Source organism: Sphingobacterium lactis (assembly GCF_011046555.1).
Taxonomy (GTDB): Bacteria; Bacteroidota; Bacteroidia; order Sphingobacteriales; family Sphingobacteriaceae; genus Sphingobacterium; species Sphingobacterium lactis.
In genome coordinates this window covers 2,888,090-2,901,328 of the sequence record NZ_CP049246.1, presented here as the reverse complement: position 1 = coordinate 2,901,328, position 13,239 = coordinate 2,888,090, and the positions used below count along the sequence as shown (strand labels likewise).

Below are 13,239 nucleotides of genomic sequence, written 5' to 3'. Positions count from 1 at the left end.
ATGGTTTACGCAGTAGAAATGAATGTAAAAATCCCCGAATCGTGGAGCGAAAAAAAGCTTGCCGATTATTTAGCCAGAGAAAAAGAAACTTCTCAAAAATGGCAAGAGTCAGGTAAGTGGATCTACCTGTGGAGAGTTGCAGGACAATATGCGAACGTGAGTATCATCGAAGCGGATAGCCCGGAAGAATTTCACCAAATCATAAGCTCGTTACCATTATTTCCCTATATGGATATCAAGGTGAAAAGCTTGTGCAAACACCCGAACGCAATCAGAGAATCATTGATTTAACCAAAAACCAGAATAGTTTAAAAAATTAGAAAAATGGAAAAACAATTAATTGATCAGGTTTTAAGAAAAATTAAAAACACTGAAGTTGAAGGAAAAGGAAACGACAGAGTAAAAGAAATCGTAGCCAGATTATTGAAAGATTTGTTTTACGCTATCGATGATTTAAACATGATCAGCGAAGAATTATGGATTGGATTGGACTGGCTTAACGGTGCTGGGAGAAACCACGAATGGGGACTTATTTACGCCGGAACCGGCTTAGAACATTACATGGATGAAAGAATGGATTGGGAAGACAAACAAGCCGGTTTAGAACTGAAAACGCCAAGAACTATAGAAGGTCCATTGTATGTTGCTGGTGCACCAGAATCATTGAGCTATGCGGAATTGGAAACAGAATCCGAACCAGGTGGAGAGAGACTGTATATGCAAGGGACAGTGCTGGACGAAGAGGGCAATCCGGTAGAAGGTGCTTTGGTAGAAGTTTGGCATTGCAATCTAAAGGGAATGTATTCTTACTTTGATCAAACGCAACCTAAATTTAATTTACGCAGATCAATCAGAACGGGCAAAGATGGAAAATATCAATTCAAATCATTCGTTCCGGTTGGTTACAGCTGCCCGCCAAATGGCTCTACAGATACGTTGATGCAATTATTAGGGCGTCACGGATCTAGACCGGCGCACATTCACTTTTTCATTACTGCACCTGGATTCAGAAAACTCACCACACAGATCAACATTGAAGGTGACGCTTTGTTAGGTCAAGATTTTGCCTTTGCAGACAAAGCTGGTTTGGTTCCACCGATTACGAGAATTTCTGCCGAACAGGCTAAAGAAAAAGGGATAAATGAGGGGTATGCTTCTATCGACTTTGATTTCAATATTGTTCGAGATAGAGATGAAATAGCTCCAGGTGAAAACAACCGTACGAGAGTCGCCCTAGTGTCGTAAAAAGACTAATAGCAATATTAAAACCGCCTTGTTTTCATATGGATTGACAAATCCTTTCCCAGGATGCATGGCAATCAATAGCAAAGTAGGGCCATTTTGAAACTATTAAAATTTGGAATTATGGGCAGAAAATTGAATGTCCCCTTCGAGAAATATGTAAACATCACCAATGAGACTGATAGGGGCTTGGTAGAATTTGACTTTGCGGTTGGTGATCCAACGATGTATGTAGAATTGGCTTTGCCCAAAAAGCAGTTCAATGAATTCTGTGAAAATAACAAAGTTAATTTTCTCACAGAAGATCAGCTGCTGGCTGTGGCAAACGATAAATACAAATGGAAATATGGTGTATTAGGAACCAGAACTGAAGTGCCCGACGAAGATAATGAATATGAAGACGAAGAAGATTCGGTTGAATAATACCAATGCTGATTTCCCAATTATAAACAATTAATCAATAAACTTATGTCATTAGAAATTAAAAGCATACAGATTAAAGCCAAGCGTGAAACGTTTGGACACGTAGAAAGGCGAATTGGTAAAGGTAAAATTGCAAGCCGGTATGAGGAAGCAACTTATGATCTGCAACCGACCGTAAATTTTCATTATCTACCGACTTACAATCCGAAATACGAATTATACGACGAGCGCAAAACATCGATCAAAATGAGTGACTGGTATAAAATTCTGGATCCACGCCAATTTCACTATTCCAGTTACGTTGCAGCAAGGGCCAAACAACAGGAAAGCACTACACAAAATTTCGCCTATATAGATAAAAAGAATTTGGTGGATCAAATACCAGTTTCCTTGAAAGAAGAATTCTTTACGAATATTCTGCCTCTGCGTCATTATGAATGGGGTGCCAATATGAACAATTTGCAATTGGTATCTGAAGGTTATGGTTCCTCCTTTACAGCAGCGGCTATGTTTCAGGCAGAAGATAAAATCGGTACAGCACAATTACTGACCAAAATCGCTTTGCTATTCAGCGAAAATGAAGTTGAAGTCCTTGATATAGCACGAAACAATTGGTTAAATGATCCTTCCTGGCAAGGTTTAAGAAAATTGACAGAAGATTCTTTTGTGATAGAAGATTGGTTCGAACTTCACATGCTACAAAACGTGATAGCAGATGGATTCATTTATGAATTATTCTTTACGCATTACGAAAAGGAATTGGTTAAACAACCGGATGCCGGAACATACTTAATGTTAACAGGCTTCTTCTCAGATTGGTTTGAAGAAACTACCAAATGGATAGATGCTACCATAAAAATCGTGTCCGAAGAATCGGCTGAAAATAAAACCATACTTGAAAATTGGGCTGCTACATATATTGAGGAGGCACAAAAAGCTGTCCTTCCTTTAGCGAATAATTTATTTCCGGAACCTGAAAAAGTGGTTGAAGAGATTAAAGCAACATTAACCGACCGTTTGAAGAAGAGCGGATTAAACCTTTAAGAAATGGCAGATGTAAGCAAAGTTTTTTTGGCACTTCAAGCTGTTGAAGAATCCAAAGCAGTGGTTGCCGCTATCGAAAAGGACAATCCGGCAACCGTCATTGAATACGATGCCGCCATGGTTAAAATTACCACGCCGGGAAGATTAACAATCCATGCACAAACCGTAAGTGATTTGATTGGCAGAGAATGGGATACCCAGGAATTACAAATCATCTTGATTACGCTTTCCGGAAATGTAGATGAAGATTATGACCACTTCACTCTTTTCTGGGACTAGCATTATTCATTAACAGAAAAAAATATCGATATGGAAAAAAGAAAAAAGCGCCTAAGTATGAAGGATCAATATAGGGCAATGACACGATTGGGGTGGGAAACCACCTATCAAGATATGGATAAAGTTTTCCCGTATGACCGATTCGAAGGAATCAAAATTCACAACTGGGAGGCTTGGGAAGATCCATTTAGAATGACAATGGATGCCTACTGGAAATTCCAAGCAGAAAAGGATAAAAAATTATATGCGATCATTGATTCATTTGCTCAAAATAACGCACAGAAAAATTTGACAGATGCCAGTTATTTATCTGCATTGAAGTTGTTTTTAACAGGTGTTTCACCGGCGGAATACCAAGCACACCGAGGGTTTGCCCACATTGCAAGGCACTTCAGAGGGGATGGCCCCAGAGTAGCCTGTCAAATGCAAGCCATTGACGAATTGCGCCATATCCAAACGCAAGTGCACACGATGAGCCATTACAACAGACATTTCAATGGGTTCTCCGAATTTCCACATTGGCACGATAGAGTGTGGTATTTGTCCGTTCCAAAATCGTTCTTTGACGATGCACGTACCGCTGGTCCATTTGAATTTATCGTTGCCATTGGTTTTTCTTTCGAATACGTGTTAACCAATCTTTTATTCGTGCCATTTATGTCCGGAGCCGCGTTCAATGGCGAAATGGCGACCGTTTCTTTCGGATTCTCTGCGCAGTCTGACGAAGCAAGACATATGACCTTGGGCCTGCAGGCTATCAAATTTATGTTAGAACAAGATCCCGATAACGTTCCTATTGTTCAAAGGTGGATTGACAAATGGACTTGGAGAGGATACCGAGTATTGGTATTGGTTGCGGCCATGATGGATTATATGCTGCCAGAATCACCACAATCTTGGAAAGAGGCTTGGGAACTTTATTTCGAGCAAAATACGGTTGGTTTGTTTAATGACTTGGCAAAATATGGCATAAAAGTACCTGACTGTGTCGCTAGAATCAAAGCAGAAAAAGAACATGCATCTCACCAAGTTTGGATGACTTTCTATACCCACGGCGCAGCAACAGCCATGCACACGTGGATTCCAGATGAAAAAAAGCAGAAATGGTTGAGCGAAAAATATCCTGAAACTTTCGACAAATATTACAGACCCATTTACGACCACTGGAAAGAGCGAGCCGAGAAAGGTGAACGCTATTATTCACAAATGCTGCCACACCTTTGTCAAGTTTGTCAAGTTCCAGTTCTGTTCACAGAAACTGAGACTGACGAGCCGATGAAACTCCACCAAAGACAAACCGTCTATAAAGAAGAAAGGTACCATTTCTGTTCAGACCATTGCCAGCATATTTTCGAGCATGAACCTGAAAAATACGTCTATGCCTGGATGCCTGTACAGCAAATTTTCCAAGGCAATTGTGGAGGGCCAACCATTCCGGATGTGCTGAATTTCTACAAGATTGAAGATGGAAAAGAAAATAGAGATTACAAAGGTTCCGAAGACGAAGTTGCATATAATATGATGTAGATCGTTGGATGTGGAACTAAATTATTCATGTAAATCACGCCCATTTTAGCTTTAAAAAGATAATTGGGTCTATAAAAATAATCAAATATGGCAACCACAATAATAGGAGAATATAATCCACCCGTAAGAGACAGAGTAGAAAATTTTGGTGGGAATTACTTGGTGTATGCATCTTGGGATAACCATCGGTTAATCAATTCAGCAATGGGTTTCCCGTTGCCTCCTGATATGCCTTTTAATGTATTCATGACCCAGGTTCTTCCGCTTTGTTACAACGATCATCCTGATTTTGCAAACTTAGATTGGGATACAACAGAAGTGCATTGGTTTTTGAATGGTGAATCATTTACCCCTGATCTGGATAAATCATTGAAAGAAAATGGTGTTGATCATAAATCAATTCTTCGTTTTTATACACCAACGCTGAAAGGAATTAATGGTGTTGGAATTTGATAACTAAAAATTTCAAGCTATGTGTTATAAAATAATAATAGAACCAACCGGAGATGAAATCAACGTAAAGAAAGGGCAAACTATTTTGGACGCTGCCTTAAGACAAGGTGTTTATTTACCGCATGCTTGCAGTCACGGATTATGCGGGACTTGTAAGGTTGAAGTTTTAGAAGGAGAAGTAGATTTGGGCGATGCCTCGCCCTTTGCTTTGTTGGACATTGACAGGGATGAACATAAGTGCTTGGTTTGTGTCGCTGTTCCCAAGGAAGATTGTGTCATAGAAGCCGATGTGGATGAAGACCCGGATTCCAGATCCATTATAGTGCGGGATTTTGAGGGAACAGTAATTGAAGTCAAAGATTTAACGCCGAGAATCAAAGGGATTGTCCTTGCGTTAAATGAAGAGATCGATTTTCAGGCTGGGCAATATGTTCAATTGTATTATCCTGGATTTGATGAAGGAAAATCCTTTTCTATTGCTACCTCGTCCAACAACAAAAAGGAAATTGAACTGAACATCAGTATTGTGCCCGATGGAGAAGTGACTCCACTTATTCATCAAAATACAAAGGTTGGTGATACATTCAGAATTGTTGGCCCTTATGGTCGATTTTTCATTCGGGAATCAGCTCAAAAACCCATGCTATTTTTTGCTGGTGGATCCGGTCTTTCTTCACCAAAAGCAATGATAGAAGAGCAGTTAGAAAATGGTTGCAAACATCCTATTGCATTATTTCACGGAGCAAGAAACGTTGAGGAATTATATTATGCAGATTTATTTCGGGAGTATGAAAGAAAGTATGACAACTTTACATACTATCCCGTACTTTCTGACGAAAATGTACCAGATTGGGAAGGTGAAAAAGGGTATTTGGGAGATGTTGCGCTAAGGATTTTTGAAAATAATTTTATGGGACACAAAGCCTATTTATGTGGGCCACCAGCAATGATTGAATCTTGCATTACCAGCTTATTCAAAGGAAGATTATTTGAAAGAGATATCTATTTAGAGAAGTTTTTTTCAAAAGCAGACCAAAACAGTGCTCCAAAAAGCCCTTTTTTCAAGTCAATTTAATAGAAATGTCCAGTTAGTTAAATTTCAAAAGGTTGTCTGGGAAGACAGCCTTTTTATAAACTAATTTTTAATTAATTCCATGCCAATAGTAGCATTACAACAATCTGATATTCATTACAAATTCGATGATTTTGATAAGAAAGAAACTATTGTTTTTTCCAATTCATTGGGTTGTGACATCAGTATGTGGGATGAAAATATTGAACCTTTAAAAAGTCATTTCAACGTGCTTCGTTACGATACACGAGGTCACGGAAAAAGCAGTATCAATCAAGATAAAGTCAGCATCAAAGATTTAGCAGAAGACGTAATTGAATTATTGGATCATTTAAGATTAGATAGAGTCATTTTCTGCGGATTGTCCATGGGCGGATTGATTGGCCAATACTTGGGGATCCATTTCCCCGATAGATTTTCTAAAATTATCATGAGCAATAGTGCCGCGAAGATCGGAACAGCTGAAGGATGGAATAGTCGCATCAAACAAGTTGATGAATTTGGTCTCTCTAGTATACTTAAAGGGACTGCAGAGCGTTGGTTTTCGGATAATTACAGGTCAAAAAATCCGGAAAATGTAAATCAAATTCTGGAAATTTTTGCTTCAAATTCTCTTCGAGGGTATACCGCCTGTTGCGCAGCTGTGAGAGATGCCGATTTTAGGGAAGATTTACAACAAATCAATGTGCCAACTTTGATCATCTGTGGTACAAAAGATAGTGTAACTACCGTTACGGATGGGAATTTTATGCAAAATAAAATCCCATTTGCCAAACAAGTTTCTTTGGTAGCCGCACATCTCTCCAACAAAGAACATCCAGAAGAATTTTCAACATATATTATTCATTTCTCAGAACAATAAACCATAAAATGAAGACAGTACCACAAATTTCTTTGCAAGAAGCAGTTGCTTTCGTAAAAGATGGGGATATACTATTACAAGGAGGTTTCGGGATGACCGGAAATCCAGTTCATCTGATGCACGCACTTGCGGAAACACAAATAAAGGATTTAACCTTCATCGGAAACAATGTCGGGGAACCTGGATTAGGCGGCGGAAGATTGCTGAGGAACGGCCAGATCAGTAAAATGATCGGGTCTTTTTTTACATCAAATGCTGAAGCGGTAAAAGCGGCACAGGATGGTAGGGTAGCCTATGAGCTGTTGCCACAGGGTACTTTAGCCGAGGCATTACGTGCCGGAGGTGCAGGCATTGGTGGATTCTATACGCCTACTTCTGCTGGTACAGATCTGGCACAAGGAAGGGAAACCAAATTCCTCAATGGTAGTGAACAGGTGTTTATCCCTGCGCTGCGCGGGAATGTCGCTTTCATCAGGGCCTGGAAGGCCGATACAGCAGGGAATTTGCAATACAGAATGACCGAGCAGAATTTCAACAGGGCAATGGCAACAGCCGCAGACCTGGTTATTGTCGAAGTGGAAGAAATCGTCCCTGAAGGAGAAATAGCGCCAGAAGCCATTCATACACCAGCTTCATTTGTAGACTATTTGGTGATTGCGAAACTTACACCGGAAGATCTGGGCACTTCTGCAGCGGTATCATTCAGCAAAAAGGTTTCGGAAACCCGGCTTAACATGGCAAAGCGAGCCCTGAAAGAGTTGAAACGAGGAGATGTCGTCAATCTTGGAATCGGTATCCCGACACTGGTTGCTGATTTGATCACCGAAGAAGACGGAGTTATCCTGCATACGGAGAACGGTATGCTGGGCGTAGGGCCAGTGCCAAATGATGGTGGTGGTGCGATGGACTATCCGGTCAATGCAGGTAAAGTTCCTGTAACAGCGCTCAAAGGCGCCTCGTATTTTGATTCTGCCGATTCTTTTGCCATGATCCGTGGTAAGCATATCGATGTAGCCGTGATGGGAGGTTTACAGGTAGACGAAGCAGGAAATTTAGCTAATTGGGCCGTTCCGGGGCAGCCATTGCTAGGTGTCGGCGGGGCAATGGATCTGGCATCAGGAGCAAAAAGACTGATAATTACCATGACCCATACCGAGAAAAACGGTGATGCCAAGATTGTTCCTGTATGCGACTTACCACTTACGGTACTGCATGCTGTGGATATGATTATCACGGATAAAGCGGTCTTTGAATTTATCGATGGACAGCTGACATTAATCGAATTAATGCCGGGAGCAACCTTAGAAGAAGTGGTAGCAACAACATCGGCAAAGTTTGTCCAACGATTGCAATAATACATGGCATGGATACGAATAAATTAATACATATTCCTGAAGGTATAGTTAAGCTTTGGACTGAAAATTATAGCAAATAGAAACAAAAATGAGTAAAGAAGCATATATTATTGACGGCATCAGAACTCCGGTAGGAAATTTTGGCGGAACATTGAGCGCTGTTCGCGCGGATGACCTGGCAGCAATGGTTATTGAAGAATTGGTGAAAAGAAATCCCAATATCCCGAAAGAAGTTATCGATGATGTAATCTTGGGTTGCCATAACCAGGCAGGGGAAGACAATCGGAATGTAGCAAGAATGGCAGCGCTTTTATCCGGTCTACCAGTAACGGTTCCTGGGGAAACGGTCAATCGCCTATGTGCATCGGGCATGTCTGCTATTGCACATGCCTACCGTGCGATCAAGGCGGGAGATGGTGATATTTTTATTTCTGGAGGGGTTGAACACATGACGAGAAGCCCCTTGGTTGTTTCCAAACCATCGAAGGGATTTGGTACGGATTCAAAAATGGAAGATTCCTCCTTTGGCTGGCGTTTCGTGAATCCGAGGATGCATGAAATGTACGGTACTGATCCTATGGGAATGACTGCCGAAAACCTGGTCGATAAGTTTGGGATTTCAAGGGAAGATCAGGATAAATTTTCGCTCGCATCGCAACTGAAAGCCGCGCAGGCATCGCAGAACGGCAGGTTGGCAAAAGAGATTATGCCTGTAGTAATACCGCAAAAAAGGGGAGAACCGCTTGTTTTTGCCAAGGATGAATTTATTCGTGCTGATTCGACTCTTGAAGGATTGAGCAAATTAAAACCTGCTTTTAAAAAAGATGGAACGGTAACAGCAGGGAATGCTTCTGGTCTGAATGATGGAGCTGCCGCTGTATTTGTGGCTTCTAGTGAAGCAGTAAAAAAATATGGATTAAGGCCTCTTGCAAAAATTGTGAGTACGGCAGTCACCGGTGTAGAACCTAGAATCATGGGGATTGGCCCCGTTAGTGCAACGCAAAAGGCCTTGGAGAAAGCGGGCTTGACGTTGGATGATATCAACGTAATGGAATTTAATGAAGCCTTTGCCGCGCAAGCACTGGCCTGTACCAGAGCATTGGAATTAGCTGATGACGATCCGCGGATCAATCCGAATGGTGGTGCTATTGCCATCGGTCATCCCTTGGGTATGTCCGGTACACGAATTACCTATTCCGCCGCGCTCGAATTACACAGGAAAAATGGAAAGTACGCACTCGCTACCATGTGTGTTGGTGTAGGACAGGGTTACGCCATTATCTTAGAGAAAGTTTAGAACCTTACTTTTATCGATACAATAAGATCATATACCGCAAAACCTAAAGCGGTTTGCGGTTTCTGTAATTTAGAACACGCTAAACAGTTCACTTTCTTATGAGTGAAATAAAACGTAGCTCGAAAGTACAATTGTTACTTTTCGATTTCTTTTTCTAAAATATCAAGTACTCCGGGCAGCGCTGCTTTATCACTAAGTTTGATCACTTGGGAAGGAATGCTGTTTTCCTTGGCCAATATCGACGAAACCATGCCGACCTGTTCAGCAGTGATCCAATACGGTTTATGCGCTGGTCTGTTCCTGCTGTTAACTACCCCAAGAACAAATACAAAAACGCGTTTTTCAGATGCTGCCTCTAAGGCGATGACCTCGGCCATCATGATCAATGATGCATGTTGCATGGATACAATACCTGACTTTGCAACGGGATGGGTTCCTGAACTACCGGAAATAATCTGATAGGAGTTCTCCCTGCTCAATCGGGGTATCCAAGCTTTCGCCAAGGCCGCATGGGTGGTTGCCAATCCGACGAATTGATTTTGCCAAGCTTCTTCGGAAACTGTCCAGAATGGACCTCCGATCCACCAGCCGCCAACACAGGCAATAACATGGTCAATTGATCCGTATTGGTCGGTAATCAATTCGGCCATTTCTTCTGCTGATTGGAAGGTGCTGTAATCACCGATTATGAATTCTAAGTTCTTGGAATTTCCAACTTCGCCTAAAATTTCCAACAATTTGTCCTTGCTTTTTTCGGACCGAGAAGGCACAATAATTTTTGCATTTGTTTTAAGGTAGGACCGCAAAATACCCTCTCCAACAGACCCTGTACCTCCAAAAAGAACGATTTTCTGTCCGGAAAGATCCTGGATCAAGTTCAGCCCCTCATCGATTATTTCCATATAGCTATTGTGATTAAATGTTCTTTAAAATAAAGAAATTTAAAGGGAACCTCAAATCCTAAAACATCATGCTGCTGTCAGAAAAGGAATAAATATCCCCTAAACTATGCAAATCCTGGAATTGGGAAACTAAGACGATTCGTTGGTTTCCGTTGTATTTGTAGGCGGTAATGGTTTTTCGTATCTATTGTTGATAAATATTTCGGACCCATTACTGGATGTGATAATGATGTCATTGTATCTTCCCCGCATCCTGATTTGATGGATGCCGCCGTTGCTATCTGTAATCGTGAAATTTTGCACGCTGGGCATAACCATTGTGGAAATCACGCGATCGCCTTCAACCAAACGAAAAACACCCGAGCGATCGATTTTGATCTTCATTTTACGGCCTTCATTATCCCAAATATCATAACTTCCAGTCAGTTTTCCCTTTAGCGTAATCTCATAACCTTTTTCATCTCTAATCACTTTTTTGCCGCCAATACTGATTTTCATAATCATGGTAAATTCTTTACCTGTGTTGGTGCTGAAATAGATTTTGTTGAAACCATTGCTCCGCGATTTGACCCACGTACCGGTATTGGAGGTCAGCGAATAGTAATTCTGGAAGTCGGGGGCAACGGAAACATAATTATTGTCTTCATCAAAAAGCTCAAATCCTCCCGAATTGTTGTTTTCAAGGACCAGGTAATCTTGCTGACTAAAGGTGGTTAATGCATTATCAGCGAAAGTATTCAACCATAAAGTCGTGGGACCGATTCCTTCTCCAAAAATTTCTCGATACAGCAATTCCATCATTTGGTTTTCTCCAACTCGATAGAAAAGGGATTGGTGTTCATTATTTAATGAATCCTGCGGAGATGATGGTAATGCTTTTAATGTTTCTGCTTTGGCAATTCCAGTAAGGATGATTAGGATGAGCACGAAGCTTTGTTTGAGACCTTTCATAACAGCTAAATTTTGACGTGTAAATGAATTTAATTGAATGTATAATAACAGTTGTTGTAGTTAATGACTTTAGGATTGGTGTTTGGTTTAATGCATAATGAAAAAAAAATCCCTGGGGTTAAATTGTTAAATTTTTCCCTGCCAAAAACCCAATTCCATTTTATTTGTTTAGGACACATAGAAATTATGTTTAAACACCTAATTTCTACGGCACTTACTATAATTAAACCCTAACCTCACACGATGAACGGCTTTATTTTCTGTTCGGGTTTACTTCGTATTTGCCATTTTGGAGAGATCACACTTAAAAATAAATACTATGAATTATCAAAATGAGCAATCAGCATTGGACGCATTGTATGCGCTTGCTAAAGAAGAACAACAGCGGACGAAGAAACAGTTTTTGGTTTGGGCAGGGGGAGATGCTCCGAATCAGCAAGATCAACTCTATCAGCAGTTTAAAAAACGTTTTCCAGGAATTGATTTTGAAATTATTGTCGATTTGTCCAAGTACCACGACTTGAAAGTCTACGAACAGCTGAATGATGGTTTCTTGGAACCGGATGTCGTGATGCTGCAGACGATGAATGATTTTGAGAATTGGAAAAAGATGGGCGTATTGGAGGCATTTAAACCGGAAGGATTTGAGCATATCCGTGAAGGATATTCAGATCCGGAAGGCTATTTCATGGGTGCCTTTATCTTCGCATTCCTGCCTCAATATGCCAAAGAGGGATTGGATTTTGTACCTACGAATTATGGTGATTTCTTGAAACCCGTATTTAAGGATAAACTGGTCCTTACGCCACCCCATGATGATGATGCCGTACTTTATGTCTTCGACCACATTATAAAGAAATATGGCGAGGATTACCTGGATGATCTGAAAAAGCAGAATCCTACCTTTGTACGCGGCACTGCAGCCCCGGCAGCTCTGGTCGGTCAGAAAGGTTTCCTTGGCAATATCGTTGGTTACCCGACCTATCCGGATCAGCCCTCTCAATCTTTTATTCCTGAGGACGATTTCTTCATCACGTGGCCTCAGCGTGCAGCTATGTTCAAACTGACAAAAAATAAGGCGATCGCTAGGCTATTCCTTTCTTATTTGGCGAGTCATGAATTTCAATCTTCTCGCGGCACGTGGTCAACCCGTACCGATGTGACGGAATTGGGCGGATTAAACCCATTGGAACAGTATAAGAACACTGATCCTCTGGATTTTATTGTTTGGATGCGTGATCGGGAGCATATCCATGAATTGCGTGAAAAATTCATCGCGAAATTTGGTCCGGTAAAAGGGGAGTCCCCATTGAAAGATCCACGACTTTTCCGTGTATATTACAACACGCTCTAGTGAGCAAATAGGTTAAATAGAATGGGGAAGAATCAATGATTCTTCCCCATTTATTGTATTGCATATATCGGTGATCTACTAAAGGACCGAGCCTCCATTTTTTTTTACTGGTGTATCCTTAATCTCTTCGTATATATTCTCGGTCGTCATCCGATAAATCATTATCGTGCTGGCCAAGGTATTCACTGTCTGCTGTCCTTTCCGGCAAATTCGGATTGGTCACACCATACTCCTTGGGGTGTTTCGCTTTTCTGCGAAAAAGTACGGCACCCACAATCACACCTAGCAGAAAGAAAGTTCCCAGGATCAAAAGCTTCGAAGTCCTGATCTCACCAAATAACCAAAAACTCGCCTCTTCTTTGTTATTGAACAGGACAATTACCAAGAATGCTAAGAGAATGGCAACGACAATAGTTTTTGGTTTCATAATTTCGCTTTTCACAAAACTAAAAAAATATAAAACGATTTCAAGTATTTA

General features: G+C 40.9%; 15 protein-coding genes. 12 read left to right on the top strand and 3 right to left on the bottom strand.

The window, feature by feature from the left end; genetic code table 11:
* The 11 genes from G6N79_RS12675 to pcaF all read left to right on the top strand — a co-directional run bounded on the left by G6N79_RS12675 (position 1) and on the right by pcaF (position 9,554).
* Positions 1–291, top strand: a complete 291-nt coding sequence (locus G6N79_RS12675) for a muconolactone Delta-isomerase family protein (protein ID WP_103906193.1) — start codon at positions 1–3, stop codon at positions 289–291.
* Between the two features lie 33 nt (positions 292–324).
* Complete coding sequence (locus tag G6N79_RS12670; protein WP_103906194.1) at positions 325–1,245, top strand: dioxygenase family protein; 921 nt, start codon at positions 325–327, stop codon at positions 1,243–1,245.
* Positions 1,246–1,365: 120 nt separating this feature from the next.
* Positions 1,366–1,665 carry a phenol hydroxylase subunit gene (locus G6N79_RS12665; RefSeq protein WP_103906195.1) on the top strand — a complete coding sequence of 100 codons (300 nt, stop codon included), beginning with the start codon at positions 1,366–1,368 and terminating at the stop codon, positions 1,663–1,665.
* A gap of 45 nt (positions 1,666–1,710) precedes the next feature.
* Positions 1,711–2,709 (top strand): ferritin family protein, encoded by a 999-nt coding sequence (locus G6N79_RS12660; RefSeq protein ID WP_103906196.1) that lies wholly within the window; start codon positions 1,711–1,713, stop codon positions 2,707–2,709.
* 3 nt (positions 2,710–2,712) lie between these two features.
* On the top strand, positions 2,713–2,988 hold the full coding sequence (locus G6N79_RS12655) for an MmoB/DmpM family protein (protein WP_103906197.1): 276 nt from the start codon (positions 2,713–2,715) through the stop codon (positions 2,986–2,988).
* Between the two features lie 30 nt (positions 2,989–3,018).
* Positions 3,019–4,515, top strand: coding sequence for a YHS domain-containing protein (locus G6N79_RS12650; protein ID WP_103906198.1), 1,497 nt, complete (start codon positions 3,019–3,021; stop codon positions 4,513–4,515).
* A gap of 87 nt (positions 4,516–4,602) precedes the next feature.
* Positions 4,603–4,968: a phenol hydroxylase subunit P4 gene (locus G6N79_RS12645; RefSeq protein WP_103906199.1), complete on the top strand. Its 366-nt coding sequence runs from the start codon at positions 4,603–4,605 to the stop codon at positions 4,966–4,968.
* Positions 4,969–4,987: 19 nt separating this feature from the next.
* Positions 4,988–6,043 carry an NADH:ubiquinone reductase (Na(+)-transporting) subunit F gene (locus tag G6N79_RS12640; protein WP_103906200.1) on the top strand — a complete coding sequence of 352 codons (1,056 nt, stop codon included), beginning with the start codon at positions 4,988–4,990 and terminating at the stop codon, positions 6,041–6,043.
* Between the two features lie 79 nt (positions 6,044–6,122).
* Positions 6,123–6,902, top strand: coding sequence for a 3-oxoadipate enol-lactonase (pcaD, locus tag G6N79_RS12635; protein ID WP_103906201.1), 780 nt, complete (start codon positions 6,123–6,125; stop codon positions 6,900–6,902).
* Between the two features lie 8 nt (positions 6,903–6,910).
* Positions 6,911–8,257: a 3-oxoacid CoA-transferase gene (locus tag G6N79_RS12630; protein ID WP_103906202.1), complete on the top strand. Its 1,347-nt coding sequence runs from the start codon at positions 6,911–6,913 to the stop codon at positions 8,255–8,257.
* A gap of 88 nt (positions 8,258–8,345) precedes the next feature.
* Positions 8,346–9,554 (top strand): 3-oxoadipyl-CoA thiolase, encoded by a 1,209-nt coding sequence (gene pcaF / locus G6N79_RS12625; RefSeq protein WP_103906203.1) that lies wholly within the window; start codon positions 8,346–8,348, stop codon positions 9,552–9,554.
* A gap of 134 nt (positions 9,555–9,688) precedes the next feature.
* Here the strand turns inward: pcaF and G6N79_RS12620 are convergent, their stop codons facing one another.
* Both G6N79_RS12620 and G6N79_RS12615 read right to left on the bottom strand, forming a co-directional pair.
* Positions 9,689–10,456: an SDR family NAD(P)-dependent oxidoreductase gene (locus G6N79_RS12620; RefSeq protein ID WP_103906204.1), complete on the bottom strand. Its 768-nt coding sequence runs from the start codon at positions 10,454–10,456 to the stop codon at positions 9,689–9,691.
* A gap of 129 nt (positions 10,457–10,585) precedes the next feature.
* The gene (locus G6N79_RS12615; RefSeq protein WP_103906205.1) at positions 10,586–11,407 is read right to left on the bottom strand and encodes a hypothetical protein; all 822 of its coding nucleotides are present in this window, start codon (positions 11,405–11,407) and stop codon (positions 10,586–10,588) included.
* Positions 11,408–11,726: 319 nt separating this feature from the next.
* Between G6N79_RS12615 and G6N79_RS12610 the strand changes: the two genes are divergently transcribed.
* Positions 11,727–12,761 (top strand): ABC transporter substrate-binding protein, encoded by a 1,035-nt coding sequence (locus tag G6N79_RS12610; protein WP_103906206.1) that lies wholly within the window; start codon positions 11,727–11,729, stop codon positions 12,759–12,761.
* A 118-nt stretch (positions 12,762–12,879) separates the two neighbouring features.
* Here the strand turns inward: G6N79_RS12610 and G6N79_RS12605 are convergent, their stop codons facing one another.
* Positions 12,880–13,188: a hypothetical protein gene (locus G6N79_RS12605; RefSeq protein WP_103906207.1), complete on the bottom strand. Its 309-nt coding sequence runs from the start codon at positions 13,186–13,188 to the stop codon at positions 12,880–12,882.
* Positions 13,189–13,239 lie beyond the last annotated feature (51 nt).